Raw genomic sequence first — 17,428 nt, 5'->3', positions numbered from 1 at the left:
CTTACTCCTTTACAGCCCCGGCTGTCATTCCTTCCACGATGAATTTCTGCATGGCCGCAAACATGACTGCCGTAGGAAGGAGTGCCATCACACCGCCCGCCATGAGCAGGCCCCACTCGACGTTGTATTTTCCGATCAGGGTCTTCAGTCCTACCGGGATCGTCCACATTTCCGGCGTACTTATGAAAATAGATCCTGCAATCAATTCGTTCCACGCTCCGATAAAGCCAAATACGAATACGGAGACGATGCCGGGGAACATGATCGGAAATACAATTTTAAACAGAGACTGCATTTTTGTACATCCGTCCACCTTGGCTGCCTCTTCCAGTGTTACCGGGATCCGCTCGAAGAAGCTCCGCATCGTAATCACGCAGAACGGCAGGTTCACGGTTACATAATAGATAAACAGCCCGATATGTGTGTTGATCAGACCCATTTTTGAGAAAATGATGTACAACGGAATAATCACAAGGATTCCGGGTATCATCTGCGTAATCAGGAAAAAGAGGATAACTGCCTGCTTTCCATTGAACTTATATCGTGCCAGTGAGTATCCGCCCAGCATGGAGAAGACCGTAACAACCAGTGCCGAAGTCACCGATACCAAAAGACTGTTCTTTAGTAACACACCGTAGTTAAACTGCTCAAATAAGTCTGTATAATTCTTCCATGTAAAATCCTTCGGGAAGAATGTCAGGTTATTGATGTCCAGAATTTCCCCGCTTGTCTTAAACGAAGTGATCACAATCCAGTAAATAGGCAGTACGACAAGTAAAAAGAAGAAAATCAGAACAAGAACACGTATTGTGCCTCCAATTGCGTTTTTTGTCTTTCTGCTCATTAGAAATCACCTGCCTTATCATATTTGGTCGCTTTCAGGAATACCATTGCATAAACTCCCAGAATAATCATCAGTATCACGCCCAGCGCCGCTGCAAAACCGAAGTCATAAGAGCCGAACGCCTTTGAATACATATACGCGGGCAGAGTCTGTGATGTATTCGCGGGTCCTCCGTCTGTAATAATAACCACCAGGTCCAGCGAATTGAAGATCCAGATTGTCCTCAGCAGGATCGTCGTAATCAGCGTTGGTTTGATATAGGGAAGCGTAATCTGGAAAAACTGTCTTACTGTCCCGCATCCGTCCACATCCGCCGCTTCATAGACATCCGTCGGGATTGACTGCAGAGCCGCGAGGATCATGATTGCAAAGAACGGGATTCCCATCCAGATCATCGCAATAATAACAACTGCAAGCGAAAATCCCGGTGTTCCCAGCCAGGCAATATTCTTGTCGATCAGTCCCAGTTTATCCAGAAGGTTATTTACAACGCCATATTCCCCGTTAAAAGACCAGCGGAAAATCAGACCAACCACAAATCCTGAAAAAGCCCACGGCAGAAATACGATTGACTGGTAGATGCCTCTTCCTTTGAACTGCTTCTTCAATGCTACTGCCAGAGTCATTCCAAGCAGAAACTGTCCCAGTACAGATACGATGACATAAATAAAGGAATTCTTTATGATCATCAACGCGTCCGGATCCCCCATCAGCTTGGCAAAGTTATCAAGTCCATTGAAATGAATATCGTTTGGCGCTGTCAGTTTGTAATTTTGAAATGCCATGATAATACTGTTGATCAGCGGATATCCAAACAGCAGCAGCAAAATCACAAGAACAGGAAGTAAAAACAACCAGGGTTCCATTTTCTTTTTCATGTAGATATCACTCTCCTTTATCTCGTATTCAAAAAATGCATGGCAGTTGTTCTGCCGTTGTAAAAATTCACGGTATCCGGTATGAAATGGAAAAGGGGTTAATGTTTATTTTCATTTTACATTAACCCCCTTCTCATCTTATCCTGCAATAACCTTACCTGCTGTATTTTTACTGCATCGTTTTCGGTGTTTCTATTGTAGATCCTTCATTATCAGCAAGGTACTGTTTCATTCTTGTTGTAAGTTCATCTCCGATATGAGTCAGGACGTCTTCAGCTGACTGCTGTCCAAGCAGATATTTCTGAAGTTCTGTGTGGAACATATCCTGATGAAGGTCTGTATAATTAAAAGGACCATACATCGGCGGAACGGTAAAATTCGGATCATTTAATTCATCCAGAAATACTGCGTAAGGTCCGTCTTCTCCGTATGTTGCATCGTCTCCGACATCCTTCTTGATCGGAATCAGTCCGCCCATCTTGCAGTATTCAATGTTATTGTCAGCTCTCACAAGGAAATCAATCAGCTGCAGGGACTCTTCCGGATATTCAGAGCTCTTTGCGATTGTATATGAGTAAGGGCTGCCCGCGGTATTCATCATCTTACCGTCAACAGTAGATACCGGCATTGGGAGGACTCCCCATTTGGAAGCATCCATCTTCTCTTCACATGCCTTTGCTACTTCAGAGTCATTGGAAAGGGTTCCTGTAAGGCCTCCTGTGAAGTTATCCACCATCTCAACAAATCCCCAGTTAACAGAATCTTCCGGTACATATCCGTCTTTATAAATCTCACACCATTTCTCGACTGCTTCTACACATTCCGGTGTATTCAGGATGAAATTGCCTTCTTCATCGAATACATAGCCGCCTGTAAAGGACTGCAGGTAAGCGAGCAGCGGGTCAAATGCACCTCTTGCCCCGCGGAAGGAGTTTCCGTAACGTTTCTGGTCTTTGTCTGTCAATGCCTTGATCAGATCAAAATATGCATCGTATGTCCAGTCATCACCGGTCGGAATATCATATCCTATCTCTTCCACCCAGTCTTTCCTGTAGAAGATACCCTTTACCATGAATCCGTCAGGAACAGAGTAAACATGTCCATATCTTTCTTTTTCCTGTGCCCAGTTGATTTTCTGAACTGCATCAACAAACTGGTCCCCGTTTTCCTCCACATAATCGTCAATCGGAATCACCCAGTCGGCCTCTGTAAACTGTCCCAGCCAGAGCGGGTGGGTGGTGATAACATCCGGTAATTGTCCGGAAGTACCGAGTACCGTCAGCTTGTCGGCTGCATCGTCCCACGGGACACTTTCGTACTTAACTGCCACGCCGGTTTCCTCTTCAAACTTGGCAAATGCATTCTCATAATACTTCTGCCTCTCCGGGCTCGGGCTTACATCAATAAAACGAAGCGTCGCTTTCCCGCCGTCTTTTGCCGAGTCTTTGGAGGAACCGGACTTCTTATCGGATGACCCGCATCCTGCCAGCAGTCCGCCTACCATAACAGCTGCCAATGTTGCCGCTAAAATCCTTTTTTTCATAACTTCCTCTCCTTTTCTTTTTTTCAAATCACAATACCAGGTCATTTGAATTATTTAGTTGCGCTTTTCCCTTAGCTGGTTACTGACCGCCACTCTCGTGAGGTATTTCCGGTCTGACCACTTATGCGATTATACTATCATTTGAAACTCCTCTTGTCAATATCTTTGTTATTTTTATACTTTTTATCTAATTTATCCCCTCCTTTTTTGGTTATTTTTCACCAATTAACTTTTTGTTTTCACTTGACAATACTGTACGTTTTTTATATTCTTAGCTTAATAAACTTTTCCCTTATCTGATCTCAAGTCTATTCACTTATATGTTGAATCGTAAAATTTCACCTATACAGAAAGGAGTCAGGCAGTATACAGACGTATATTGCTTAAATCATGATGAGTAAAAAATACACGGCCACCAGGCGATGCTACTTAATAGACCATCACTCCCCCCAGCCACCTGACGTCACGCTGAACCATCTCGATATCAAAGAATATGAGGCATTTTTCGAAACTGCCGGTATCGACTCTCTCATGGTGTACTGCAAAGACCACTGGGGCGTCACTTATTACCCGAGTGAAGTGCCCGGGGCACAAAAGCATCTCGGAGTTAAAGGTGACTGGATTAAAGAAATCAGTACACTTTTAAGAGAAAAAGGCATTGAATTTGTTGCCTACTACTGTATTGAATATGATGAAGGAGCCGCCAGGAGATTTCCGGAATGGCAGGTTAAGAAGGCGGACGGCTCCGCGCTGATCCGGGACGATGAATTTGCGAAATGGACACTCTGCTGCTGCCAGACCAGATACCGGGAATACTGTCTGAAACAGCTCGAAGAGATTGTAAGAAACTATGCCCCTGATTCTTTATTTCTGGATATTTTCGGGGCGTCCCTGTGCTACTGCAATCACTGCCGCACCAAATTTGCTTCCCTCTATCATTATCCGCTGCCGGAAACACAGGATGAAATTCTGGAACATAAAACAGACATTGTAGAATTTCTGAATCAGAATGCGATGAGTTTCCTTGCCGAGCTGAAGCAGCGTGTAAAGGCCATTGATCCGTCACTTGCCATTACGATTAATTTTTCCTGCCATTATCCGCAGGAACTCCGGGATATGCTGGACTACCAGTTTTCAGAACCACTGCTGAAAGACAACTGGTTTTCCTCCGCCTATGCACGTGACACTGCTGTAGGGCAGTATCCAATCCTCGCTCCCGGCGAGGCCTCGCAGGTCTATAATTACAGCTCTGTCAATGAATACATATGTGACCTCTCCTCGATCGCCGCACAGGGCTGCCGAGTAGGCATGTACAGCGGTTCCCAGCACATCGACGGCACACTCGATTTTGAAGAGGCAAGAAGGCTTGGCGCCGTCTATACCGAACTAAAGAAGATGGAGCCCTATTTCAATGGGCGCACCCCTGTAAAGTGTGCCGGCATCGTGCAGAGCGACCTTTCTATGGCCGTCAATATCCCTTCGCTGGATGCAGACGCCATCCTGCGGATGAAGCACCACAATCCGCACCAGAATGCTGTCCTGGGTGCCATGCAGCTTTGTGAAAGGGCCAAAATCCCTTACGTGGTTCTTCCTGAACGCACACTGGACAAAGCGCTTCTCGAACAGTTTGACCTGCTCCTGCTGCCGGAAGTATTTGTCATAGAAAAAGAAACTGCCGAACTACTGGCTGATTACACAGAAAACGGCGGTACCCTGATCAGTTCCGGGCAAAGCGGGCTGTGGACGGCAGATTCCAGAAAGCTTCCTGCCTCCACGATTGCCAGAATCACAGGGACCGGCGAGTGTACCATACACACTGAATATGCTGCCAACCGCTGGGCTGCATATCTGAAGAATACCGGCACGGAAGACTTTTCGGGACTTTTGTCCTGTACAACGCCCCCGGTCAGTGAACACTTCATTGAAACAATAACCGAAAAGAACGCCGAAACGCTCATTATTTTCATACTGCCGTGTGTCGCGTGTGATTCCCGGCATTGGGTCAACTGGTGGAGTCCTCCGCCGGGGGCCGATTCCGTCTTTCCCGCCCTGATCCGGAAAACAGCCGGAAAAGGCAGTGCTTATTACATGGCCTTCGACTTCTTTACAATGGCCTCACTGGACAGCTTCCAGTATCCGCATGAGTTATTCAGTGATCTTTTAAAGCATGAAAAAATCACACCAGCGGTGCGCAATATAACAGAAACACCTGATGTAATCCGCACAGCTTATTTTGAAACAGAAGACAGTTATATCATCCACCAGATCTCTATGGTTCCAAGACGTTTCCACGGAGACGCCTTCCCGGTCAGCGGAGGAACTCTGGAACTTGACCGCACAATTTCACAGGCTGAGCTTGTATACCCTGAATGTGCCACATTGGAACAGCATATGGAAAATAATAAAACAGTCATATCTCTGCCTGCTTTTTCACTACAGCAGATAATTGTTTGTAAGAAATAGCCTAAGAATAAATGTGAGAATCTTATGATGAAAGGAAATATGGATCATGAATAACCGAGAACGCCTTCAGGCGATTATGAATTACGAAAAACCGGACCGGATGCCCGCCGTACATTTTGGCTTTACCCCGGAGGTCATCGAAAGATGGGTTCAGGAAGGGCACCTTGGCAAAGATATTCTGGATTTAGAAGAATACTCTTTTGAAGGAGAAGAAATTCTATCACAAAAACTAGGATTTGATTTCGGGTGGCATGCCAGCCGTATAACTACCACCGAACTTTTCCCCTTCTTCGAGGAAAAATTCGTAGAGCATCTGGATAATGGCTTCGATAAATATATCAACTGTGACGGAGTATACATCCTCCAGCGTGCCGGGGCCAAGTCTATTCCCGCCGAAGTCGGGCACCTGCTGGAAGACAGAGAATCCTGGGAAAAATACTATTTACCGAAACTAACTTACACGGAGGAGCGTTTTTCCCAGTCAGAATTAAACCGTGTCATATCGGAACAAAAGAAGGGGAATCCCATCGGCCTCCACTGCGGCAGCCTTTGCGGGCGTATCAGGGACTATCTAGGGATTGTAGAATTCAGTTACATGATGGTAGACGATGAAGAACTTCTCGAAGAAATGTTTAACACCGTCGGAGACCTCTGCCTGAAATCCGTAAAAAGGACTCTGGATACGGGCATCCGGTTCGATTACGCACATTTCTGGGAAGACGTCTGTTATAAAAATGGCCCCTTATTAGCCCCGGATGTATTCGAACAATATACCGCACGCCATTACAAAAAGATAACGGACCTGCTCGTGGAATATGATGTCAGGACCATCAGCGTAGACTGTGACGGGCTGGTAGACTCCCTTCTCCCGATCTGGCTGAAAAACGGGGTCAATACAATGTTTCCAATCGAAGTCGGTACCTGGGATGCCAGCATAGCCCCCTGGCGTGAGAAATACGGGCGCCCCTTAAAAGGAATCGGCGGCATGCGCAAATCTGTGCTCGCCCAGGATTATGCAGCCATAGACGAAGAAATAAACAGGCTGAAACCGCTGGCCCGGCTGTCCGGCTACATCCCCTGCCCGGACCACCGGATTCCCGATGATGCAAAGTGGGAAAACGTACAATATTACTGCGAGAAAATCAAAAACATTCTGGATTAGGGTTACATTTCCAACAGGCCGGGCACGGGAAACACTCGTTCTCCCGTGCCCGGCCTGCTCTTTACTTAATCTGTCCGTATATTTCCAGATCTAAAGCGACTATCTTATCAAACCTTTTCAATGCCTCTTCTACATTCCTCTCCTTCATCATCCGCACCATCTCCAGATGATATGGAAATGTCTGAAGCAAAATTGGTAAATAATCAAAATCTTTGTCTTCGAAATACCCATACAGGTCATTATCAAAGGTTTCATACATCTCGATCATATTGCAGACCAGATTAGCCAGTTCCTGATTCCCGTAACTCTCACTTATGCTGCGGTGGAACTGGTGGTCCATTTCCTTAGGCATGATCCCTTTCGCCGCTACCGCATCCATCTGTACAGCCATATCTTCCAATTCTTTCAGCTTTTCTTCGGATATATTGGGAATCGCTTTCTCAAGACTGTATCTCTCCAACACAGTCTTAATCTCAAATAGTTCCAAAAAATTCTTTAAAGCAAGATTAATGCTCAACTGCCTTCCCTCTACATAATCAGTGACAAATGTCCCTTTTCCCACTTCCACACGGACAATCCCCTGATTCTCCAGCTCCCGGATCGCTTCACGCAGGGACGGGCGGCTGACCTTCCAGTCCGCCGCCAGCTTACGTTCCCCCGGCAGTCTGTCCCCCGGACTTAAGTGCTCTTCTTTTATGTATTGGTATATTCTATCTGATAGCTTAGAATATAATAATCTTTTTCTTCCTGTATCTCTACCGTACTCCATAATACTCCTAACCGGTCTGACCGCTTTTTATTTGATTATAAGGTCAGCCGCGTGCTTAGTCAAGTCTTATATGGAAATTAATCGTCCACGCATTTCGAGTACTGTTTATTATGCCGCGAAGGTACAATTAAAAACCTCTCACACCATCGGTTTCCCAACGGTATAAGAGGTTTCCATCACATATCAGTCAGATAAATCCGCCGATTATGCATTCTTTTTCGTAATTGCAGCCTGAGCAGCAGCCAGTCTTGCAATCGGTACACGGAATGGTGAGCAGGATACATAATCCAGACCAAGTGTGTTGCAGAATTCTACAGAACTTGGATCTCCACCGTGCTCGCCGCAGATTCCGATGTGCAGGTTCGGGTTAACCGGTTTTCCTAATTTGATTGACATTTCCATTAACTTGCCGACACCTGTCTGGTCAAGCTTAGCAAATGGGTCGTTCTCGAAGATCTTTGCATCATAGTAAGCATCTAAGAACTTACCTGCATCATCACGTGAGAATCCGTATGCCATCTGTGTCAGGTCATTTGTTCCGAAGCAGAAGAAATCAGCTTCTTTAGCAATCTCATCAGCTGTAAGGGCAGCTCTCGGGATCTCGATCATAGTACCAACTTCGTACTTCAGGTCGCTTCCTGCTGCTGCGATTTCAGCGTCTGCTGTCTCAACAACAAATTTCTTTACATACTTTAACTCTTTGATATCACCAACCAATGGGATCATGATTTCCGGGCAAACATTCCAGTCAGGATGTGCCTTCTGTACGTTGATAGCTGCACGGATAACAGCCTTTGTCTGCATCTTTGCAATCTCTGGGTAAGTAACTGCAAGACGGCATCCACGGTGTCCCATCATCGGGTTGAACTCATGAAGAGAATCAATGATTGTCTTAATCTCTTCTACAGTCTTGCCCTGGGCATCAGCCAGTTTCTTAATGTCTTCTTCCTCTGTAGGAACGAATTCATGAAGCGGCGGATCTAAGAAACGGATTGTAACCGGGTTTCCTTCCAGAGCTTCAAATAAACCTTCAAAGTCTCCCTGCTGTACTGGAAGAATCTTCTCAAGTGCTGCTTCTCTTTCTTCTACTGTATCTGAGCAGATCATCTCACGGAATGCATCGATTCTGTCGCCCTCGAAGAACATATGCTCTGTACGGCAGAGTCCGATACCTTCTGCTCCCAGTTCACGAGCTTTCTTAGCATCTGCAGGTGTATCTGCATTTGTGCGGACTTTCATGGTTCTGTACTTGTCAGCCCATCCCATGATTCTTCCGAATTCACCGGCGATTGTAGCATCAACTGTCGGGATTAATCCGTCATAGATATTACCTGTGGAACCATCCAGAGAGATTGCATCTCCTTCATGGTATTCTTTTCCTGCAAGTGTAAACTTCTTGTTAGCCTCGTCCATAGCGATGTCACCGCATCCGGATACACAGCATGTACCCATACCACGTGCAACAACGGCAGCGTGAGATGTCATACCTCCACGTACTGTCAGGATACCCTGGGCAGCCTTCATACCTTCGATATCTTCCGGAGATGTCTCAAGACGTACAAGTACGACTTTCTCTCCTCTTGCAGCCCATGCCTTAGCATCGTCAGCTGTGAAGACAATCTTACCGCATGCAGCTCCTGGTGAAGCTCCTAAAGCCTTTGCAACAGGTGTTGCAGCCTTCAGTGCAGCAGCGTCAAACTGTGGGTGAAGCAGTGTATCTAAGTTTCTAGGATCGATCATTGCAACAGCTTTTTCTTCTGTGATCATTCCTTCATCAACCAAATCACAAGCAATCTTCAGGGCAGCCTGAGCTGTTCTCTTACCATTACGTGTCTGCAGCATGTACAGTTTTCTATCCTCGATTGTAAACTCCATATCCTGCATGTCTCTGTAGTGGTCTTCCAGTTTATCACAAATTGCTACGAACTGATCATAAACTTCCGGCATAACTTCATGTAACTGGGAAATCTTCTGAGGTGTACGAACTCCGGCAACAACGTCCTCGCCCTGAGCGTTCATCAGGAATTCTCCCATGAGCTTCTTCTCTCCTGTTGCAGGGTCACGTGTAAATGCAACACCTGTTCCTGAAGTATCACCCATGTTACCAAATGCCATCATCTGTACGTTAACAGCTGTTCCCCATGAATACGGGATATCATTGTCACGACGGTAAACGTTAGCTCTCGGGTTGTCCCATGAACGGAATACAGCCTTAATAGCGCCCATTAACTGTTCCTTCGGATCAGTCGGGAACTCTTCGCCTAACATCTTCTTGTATTCATCTTTGAACTGTCCTGCCAGAACCTGAAGGTCCTCTGCTGTCAGGTCAACGTCCTGTGTAACACCTTTTTCTTCTTTCATCTTGTCGATGAGTTCTTCGAAGTATTTCTTACCAACTTCCATAACTACGTCTGAATACATCTGGATGAATCTTCTGTAGCAGTCCCAAGCCCAGCGTGGATTGCCGGATTTAGCAGCCAGTACTTCAACTACTTCTTCATTTAAACCAAGATTCAGGATTGTGTCCATCATTCCCGGCATGGAAGCTCTTGCTCCGGAACGAACAGAAACAAGAAGCGGATTCTCTTTATCACCGAATTTCTTTCCGGTAACTTCTTCCATCTTTGTGATGGATTCCATGATCTGATCCATGATCTCGTCATTGATCTTTTCACCATCTTCATAGTACTGAGTACAAGCTTCAGTTGTGATTGTGAATCCCTGTGGTACCGGAAGACCTAAATTCGTCATCTCAGCAAGATTGGAACCCTTACCACCAAGCAGGTTTCTCATGGTCGCGTTACCTTCTGTAAACATATAAACCCATTTTGCCATGTCTTAATGACCTCCTAAAAATATTTTTTACAAATAATATTGCACTAAGTCGCATATAATATTTTAATGGTTTTATTTAGGCTCGTCAAGCACTTTGTACGGAATTTTGACCAATCTTTAGCAAGATTTTTTGTTTAAAATACCCTTTTCCGACAAGCCCGATTTTTTATTTGGAATTATTCACAATTTTATTTCACATAATATCAAAAAACTAGGCAAACTCCCTTATATGAAGGAATTTGCCTTGTGTACAGAAAAAAGGACATCACAGCAGGCGGGCTCATTTTGCTAGAGTGTGTTTGATAAATCATATATACGGCTGATTGTCCCACTTTGCGAGATATTTGAGCCAAATTTTTGAAGGGTAGTGGTTCTACGTTGATAAAATTTGGCTCAAATAGGTCGTGAAGCGGGGCGGTCAGACGTGTACAATGAATTATCAAACACACTCTAAGCCTCTTTCAGAAATGCCAGATATCCTTTTAGTGATTCGTAGATATCGGCCTTACTGGATACTTCCCACGGAGCATGCATGCTCAGAACCGGAATACCGCAGTCAATCACATCCATCCCGTAATCTGCCATCAGATAGGCGATGGTTCCTCCGCCCCCTCTGTCTACCGCCCCCAGCTCCGCTGTCTGCATGACAACCTGGTATTTCTCCATGATCCGCCTTAAGTCCGCTATAAATTCAGGATTTGCATCGTTTCCCCCTGATTTTCCCCCACTTCCGGAATACTTATTGAATACAAGCCCGTTTGCAAGATATGCGCTGTTCTTCTTTTCGAAATATTCCTCAAACATCGGGTCATAGGCCGCGCTGACATCTGAGGAAAGCATTTTGGAATTGGAAAGGCAGCGGCGCAGCTTCAGTTCTGAATAATCACCGCCCAGTTCCATTATTTCCGCAAGGGTGTTCTCGAAAAAATGGGAACGCATTCCGGTTGCCCCAGTGCTTCCAATCTCTTCTTTATCAACCAGCAGACAGCAGGACGTACGTTTCGCCATTTTCTGCTCAAGCAGTGCAAGCAGCGAGGTAAAGGCACAGCTCCTGTCATCCTGCCCGTACGCCAGTATCATGCTCCTGTCAAAACCGCAGTCCCTGGCTTTTCCGGCAGGCACGATTTCTAATTCTGCTGATATAAAATCCTCTTCCCTGATGTGGTACTCTTCCCGCAGAAACCTTAATATTGTCCTCTTCACCAGTTCATTCTCTTCAGCGGTTTCCTCTCCGTCAACAATCTCCAGATGCTTTTTCCCAAGCGCCTTCTTTTCTATGCCCTTCCCAGCCGGCAGGTTCCCAATCAGAAGGTCCATCTTCTCTGCATCAATGAACTCTTTGACCTTCTTTTCATTTTGCTCCTTTCCCAGATGGGGCAGGAGATCTGTTATGACGAAAACCGGATCCTTTTCTCTTTCCCCGATTTTGATTTCCGCCTTTGTCCCGTCTTTTCTGACCACAACACCATGAATAGCCAGCGGGAGTGCCATCCACTGATATTTTTTAACACCCCCGTAGTAATGTGTGTCCAGATAGGCATTTCCATGACTTTCGTACAGCGGAACTTGCTTTACATCAATCCTCGGCGAATCAATATGCGCCCCCAGAATATTCATCCCCTTCTCTAAAGGTTCCGCACCTATCTGAAAAAGTACAACAGCCTTGTCCATGTGGCAGGCATATACTCTGTCGCCCGGTTTCAACGTCTCCTTCGCTTCCTGTATCGTCTTAAGGTCCCTGTATCCCTGGGCCCTTGCAAGTTTAATAGCCGCAGCGGCACATTCCCGTTCTGTTTTGCTGCAGTCCAGAAAATGGCAGTATGCGTGGCAGATATCTTCCACCCGTCTGCGTTCTTCCTCACTATAGTAGTTCCATGCATTTTTTCTTTCCATATAGTTCTCCCTTTCTCCAGACACTTTTTCACATTTATCATGCTTGAGGCACATAACACCAGCAGGATAAAAACATATCAGCACATTAATCAGACATCCGGATTCTCTTTGATTATTATGGAGGATTTTGGGAAAACTATACCTTACTTCTGGGAACAAAAAAACGGCTGGTCAGCCGTTTCTTTGTTTTTTAGTGTATTGAGTTTCATACATGTTTCTGATTTTATACCTTTTTACTTAACGCATATCAGTCAGAAATGCGCAGTATGCTCTGTATGCTTCGTATACATCGGCTTTGCTTGCAATTTCCCAAGGTGCGTGCATACACAATACAGCAACACCGCCGTCGATTACTTCCATTCCAAACTGCGCCAGAATATAAGCAATTGTACCGCCGCCACCGACATCTATTTTTCCCATTTCCGTCATCTGGAAAGCTACCTGATTGTCGTCAAATACTTTTCTCAGCTTCGCAATATACTCCGCATTTGCATCATTAGAACCACTCTTTCCCCTGGAACCTGTATGCTTCTTGACTACAATCCCTTTTCCAAAGAAAGATGATGATTTCTTGTCATAGGCATCAGCGTACATCGGATCATAAGCTGCCCCTACATCTGAAGAAATCATAGCAGAATTAGCAAGCGCATGGCGCAGCTTCAGTTCTGAGAAACTTCCCATTTTATCCATAAGATCGGCTACTGCATTCTCAAAAAATCTGGAATGCATACCGGTTGCACCTACACTTCCTATTTCCTCTTTATCCACAAGTATACAGCAGGAAGTACGCTTCACATGTTCTGTTTTTAACATTGCCGCCAGAGAAGTGTATGCACATACCCTGTCGTCCTGCCCGTAAGCCATGATCATACTTCTGTCAAGACCGCAGTCCCTTGCCTTTCCGGCCGGAACAATCTCCAGCTCCGCTGACATGAGATCTTCCTTTTCTATGGCATATGTATCTTTCAGGAGCTTCAGGATCTGCGCCGCTGCCGCATCCTTCTCCTCTCCCGCAAGAGGCCTGCTGCCGATCAGGATATCCAGATTCTCACCTTCAACCACCGTAGCGGCGTTCTTCTCCATCTGCTTTCCAGAAAGATGAATCAGAAGGTCGGTCACAACAAAAACCGGGTCCTCTTCCTTCTCACCAATCGCAACCTCAACCTTCGTACCGTCCTTTCGCACAACAACTCCATGAATGGCCAGTGGAATCGTAACCCACTGATATTTCTTGATTCCACCATAATAATGAGTATCAAAATAAGCAAATCCACTCTCTTCATAAAGCGGGTTCTGCTTCAGATCCATCCTCGGAGAATCCACATGCGCACCGAGAATGTTCATGCCATCCTCCAAAGGCTCCTCCCCAATGTTGAAAAGAGCAATTGATTTTCCCATCCAAGCGGCATAAACCTTATCACCTGTCCTTAACACTTCAGCCGCTGCCAGATCCCTGTATCCCGCAGCCTCTGCCTGCCTGATAACCTCCGACACACACTCCCTTTCCGTTTTGCCTGCATCCAGAAACAATTTGTACGCAGACGACAGAGAATCAAGCTCTGCCAATTGATTGTTGTTGTAAACTTCCCATAAATTCTTATCCATCATACCCTCCTTGGGGACGTAATATTTTTAAGGTTTGCTACGTCCCAAATTGCATTTAATGGTGTACCAAAATGAAATTTACCCTGTCCCTTTTTGGTAATCACTTAGTCATTATACTCTTTTTTATATAATTATACAATTTATCCGCTTTTTTTTGTGAAATATTTAAAGAACTTTTCAGACTTTGCAAATACTTTTCTCTCAAGATTTTATCTTCTAGAATCTCAACATCTTCCTTTACTTTTTCGACTTCTGCCATAGCACTAAGTATGACAAATGCCGCACTCTTCATCTGCATATCTACATCGGCAGCTACATCCTGATATGTACAAGTATCCTGCATTTTATGAAAATCTAGGAAGTTATCAAAATTATCAAATCGCTTTTCCCACATTGTGATTACGTTTTCGTGTATAACTACAGCCTTTTTCTGTTGAAATTCTTTCATACTGCTGAATTTGTAAGTACATACGTCTTTTGCCATTTTCGCTTTCACTGGGTTCATGTGGATATATCTAACGCAATTCCATAAATACTGCGTTGTTTCAATACATTCACTTCCAAACCTGTTTTGAAATACATGGCCGTTTCTCCCATGTTTATAATTATAATAGGCAGCATATTCAGCCAATACCTTTGCCATAAAAAGCGATAAAATGTTCAGTTCTGAACGGATAATTATATGGATATGGTTCGACATGATGCAATATGCATATATCTTTACATCATATTTTCCCAGATGTTTTAACAGAATTTTCTTGAAATAATAGCGTTCCCTGATTTGATTAAAGATTTGTTCTTTATTTATTCCTTTAGCAGTCACATGATAAATATCTGTGCTGCTTTTTCTACGTCTCTTTGTCGGCACACATTCACCCATCCTTTCATAGTTCATTTAGGTACAGGGTAAATTTCATTTTGGTACACCACTTAGGTTAATTTGGGACGTAGCCTTCCTAAAAAAGATTACGTCCCCATATATATTAAAATTTTAATTTTTCTTCGAAGTATGTTTTCAGATCTTCGATTTTGACTCTTTCCTGCTGCATTGTGTCTCTGTCACGGACGGTAACTGCCCCATCTTCTTCTGAATCGAAGTCGTATGTTACGCAGAATGGGGTCCCGATTTCATCCTGACGGCGGTAACGTTTTCCGATGTTTCCTCTATCATCAAATTCACAGTTATATGTCTTTGATAATTCTGCAAATACTTTTTCCGCCCCTTCATTCAATTTCTTGGATAACGGAAGTACTCCAATCTTTACCGGAGCGAGTGCAGGGTGGAAATGAAGAACTGTACGCATGTCTCCGCCTTCCAGCTCTTCTTCGTCGTATGCACTGCAAAGGAATGCAAGTACCATACGGTCAGCTCCGAGTGATGGTTCGATTACGTATGGAATGTATTTTTCTTTTTTCTCATCATCGAAATAAGACATATCCTGTTTGGAAACTTCCTGATGCTGTGTCAGGTCATAATCTGTTCTGTCAGCGATCCCCCACAGTTCTCCCCATCCAAATGGGAATAAGAATTCTACATCTGTTGTAGCCTTGCTGTAGAAAGAAAGTTCTTCTTTATCGTGGTCACGGTATCTTACTTCTTCATCAGTAAGGCCGAGTGAATGCAGCCAGTCAAGGCAGAACTGTTTCCAGTATGCAAACCATTCTAAGTCTGTGCCCGGTTCGCAGAAGAATTCTAGTTCCATCTGCTCAAATTCTCTTGTACGGAATGTGAAGTTACCCGGTGTGATCTCATTTCTGAAAGACTTACCAATCTGGCCAATACCAAATGGTATTTTCTTTCTGGATGTTCTCTGGACATTTTTAAAGTTTACAAAAATACCCTGTGCCGTCTCTGGTCTTAAATAAACAGTATTCTTAGCGTCTTCAGTAACCCCCTGGAATGTCTTGAACATCAGGTTGAACTGACGGATATCTGTAAAGTTGTGTTTTCCACAGGATGGGCATAAAATATTGTGTTCCTCTATAAATGCTGACATCTGCTCCTGAGACCATGCATCGACTGCGCCTTCAATAGCGATGCCATTTTCTGCACAATAATCCTCGATCAGCTTATCTGCACGGAAACGTTCATGGCATTCACGGCAGTCCATAAGCGGGTCTGAAAATCCTCCAAGGTGCCCGGAAGCCACCCATGTCTGCGGGTTCATCAGAATTGCACAGTCAACCCCCACATTATATGGAGATTCCTGAATAAACTTCTGCCACCATGCTCTTTTTACGTTATTCTTCAACTCTACGCCAAGGTTACCGTAATCCCATGTATTGGCAAGCCCACCGTAAATCTCGGAACCCGGGTAAACAAATCCTCTTGTTTTAGCAAGAGCTACAATCTTATCCATCGTTTTTTCTACCATAATACTGCTCCTCACATTCTTTTTCATCTCGATTGCTAACTATTATAAGGTCTATTTCCTTTTTTTTCAAGCCATTTATTACAATCCATGATTCTCCCATTACGCTTGTGACACAACACGGAGATTTCCATTCAATTTACCATATGGTATCATAACCATCAGGCATGGCTGTTACTGTCACTTCGGTATACTGGCAGCGTTTATATTAGTGTCTCCAGTATTTCCAGAGATTTAAACTTTTTATCCACATACACATCCCGGTACCTGTCCATGACTTTAGCCAGCTGCTCCAGAACTTCCTCTTTCACATTAAAGGTATACAGTTTCTCTATTTTGCTTGTTTCAATGTATTGCATACTATATAATGTAGAACCATCCAGACGCATCCCATCGATCACATCATGGCCGCATTCCGAACAAACTATCCCCCCTTTATTCACACTGAAAACCGCAGGCCTGTCTTTATCCCCGCACACCACACACTGGAATACCTGAGGACCTTCCCCGTTAATACAGTAAGCCCTCAGTTCAAATATGTAACGGATCAGCCGGTTCGGGATATGGGGATTCGAGAGGGCCCTGAGCGTCTGGTATAAAAGCTTCAACATTTCCCGTTCATCATTGAATTCTTTTGTATAGTAATTCGCAAATTCAAGAAAATAAAACCCATAGTAAGCCCCAATCATATCATTTCTTAGTTCCGAAAAATAATTTGTAATATTGGCGGACTGTATCGTATGTGATGTCCGCCCTTCATACATGGTGAATTCACCGAACGTAAAGGGATTTACCGCCCCCACCAAAGGACTGTTCGGACGTCTCGAGCCCTTAGCGAACGCGGCTATTTTCCCCTGTTCTTTTGTCAATATGACGACTCTTCTGTCATACTCTCCAACCGGAGCTGTAGACAGTACCATTCCTGTCAGTACAATCTGATTCACGGTTCCCTACCTCATTGTTTCTTTCCTTATTAAGTCCAGATGTACCGCTTTTCTGCTCCATCCTGTAACTTAAATAATCTTCCACCTTTCCAGTGGATGTAAACTGCTGCCAGTATTCCT

Annotated in this window: 12 protein-coding genes; 2 read left to right on the top strand and 10 right to left on the bottom strand. The window is 44.6% G+C overall.

Features of this window, described 5'->3' with window-relative positions:
* Position 1: 1 nt before the first annotated feature.
* From DWX43_RS12815 to DWX43_RS12805, 3 genes are all read right to left on the bottom strand, one after another.
* Positions 2-844, bottom strand: a complete 843-nt coding sequence (locus DWX43_RS12815; RefSeq protein ID WP_109733655.1) for a carbohydrate ABC transporter permease — start codon at positions 842-844, stop codon at positions 2-4.
* A complete protein-coding gene (locus DWX43_RS12810; RefSeq protein WP_109733654.1) occupies positions 844-1,722 on the bottom strand; it encodes a sugar ABC transporter permease in 879 nt (292 codons plus the stop codon). Before DWX43_RS12810 ends, DWX43_RS12815 begins: the two co-directional genes overlap by 1 nt.
* Positions 1,723-1,891: 169 nt before the next feature.
* Entirely contained in the window at positions 1,892-3,265 is a 1,374-nt protein-coding gene (locus DWX43_RS12805; protein ID WP_109733653.1) for a sugar ABC transporter substrate-binding protein, read from the bottom strand.
* Positions 3,266-3,655: 390 nt separating this feature from the next.
* On the opposite strand from DWX43_RS12805, the gene DWX43_RS12800 reads away from it, so the two are divergent.
* Complete coding sequence (locus tag DWX43_RS12800; RefSeq protein WP_243099310.1) at positions 3,656-5,728, top strand: alpha-L-fucosidase; 2,073 nt, start codon at positions 3,656-3,658, stop codon at positions 5,726-5,728.
* A 46-nt stretch (positions 5,729-5,774) separates the two neighbouring features.
* Entirely contained in the window at positions 5,775-6,890 is a 1,116-nt protein-coding gene (locus DWX43_RS12795) for a uroporphyrinogen decarboxylase family protein (protein WP_118620551.1), read from the top strand.
* A gap of 61 nt (positions 6,891-6,951) precedes the next feature.
* Here DWX43_RS12795 and DWX43_RS12790 read toward each other — a convergent pair whose 3' ends face one another.
* The 7 genes from DWX43_RS12790 to recO form a co-directional block, all read right to left on the bottom strand.
* The gene (locus DWX43_RS12790) at positions 6,952-7,659 is read right to left on the bottom strand and encodes a GntR family transcriptional regulator (protein ID WP_109733651.1); all 708 of its coding nucleotides are present in this window, start codon (positions 7,657-7,659) and stop codon (positions 6,952-6,954) included.
* Positions 7,660-7,863: 204 nt separating this feature from the next.
* Positions 7,864-10,494, bottom strand: a complete 2,631-nt coding sequence (ppdK, locus tag DWX43_RS12785; protein WP_118620550.1) for a pyruvate, phosphate dikinase — start codon at positions 10,492-10,494, stop codon at positions 7,864-7,866.
* 450 nt (positions 10,495-10,944) lie between these two features.
* Positions 10,945-12,387, bottom strand: a complete 1,443-nt coding sequence (locus DWX43_RS12780) for an aminopeptidase (RefSeq protein WP_109733639.1) — start codon at positions 12,385-12,387, stop codon at positions 10,945-10,947.
* A gap of 237 nt (positions 12,388-12,624) precedes the next feature.
* On the bottom strand, positions 12,625-13,995 hold the full coding sequence (locus DWX43_RS12775) for an aminopeptidase (RefSeq protein ID WP_182440689.1): 1,371 nt from the start codon (positions 13,993-13,995) through the stop codon (positions 12,625-12,627).
* Between the two features lie 97 nt (positions 13,996-14,092).
* Positions 14,093-14,872 carry a transposase gene (locus tag DWX43_RS12770; protein WP_243099309.1) on the bottom strand — a complete coding sequence of 260 codons (780 nt, stop codon included), beginning with the start codon at positions 14,870-14,872 and terminating at the stop codon, positions 14,093-14,095.
* Positions 14,873-14,975: 103 nt separating this feature from the next.
* Positions 14,976-16,367 (bottom strand): glycine--tRNA ligase, encoded by a 1,392-nt coding sequence (locus DWX43_RS12765; RefSeq protein WP_118620547.1) that lies wholly within the window; start codon positions 16,365-16,367, stop codon positions 14,976-14,978.
* Between the two features lie 200 nt (positions 16,368-16,567).
* Complete coding sequence (gene recO / locus DWX43_RS12760; protein ID WP_243099308.1) at positions 16,568-17,308, bottom strand: DNA repair protein RecO; 741 nt, start codon at positions 17,306-17,308, stop codon at positions 16,568-16,570.
* Positions 17,309-17,428 lie beyond the last annotated feature (120 nt).

Source organism: Clostridium sp. AF19-22AC (genome assembly GCF_003479085.1).
In the GTDB taxonomy this organism is placed as follows: Bacteria; Bacillota; Clostridia; order Lachnospirales; family Lachnospiraceae; genus Faecalicatena_A; species Faecalicatena_A orotica.
Note: the sequence above shows the minus strand (reverse complement) of the source record. Positions and strands in the feature narration are given on the sequence as shown.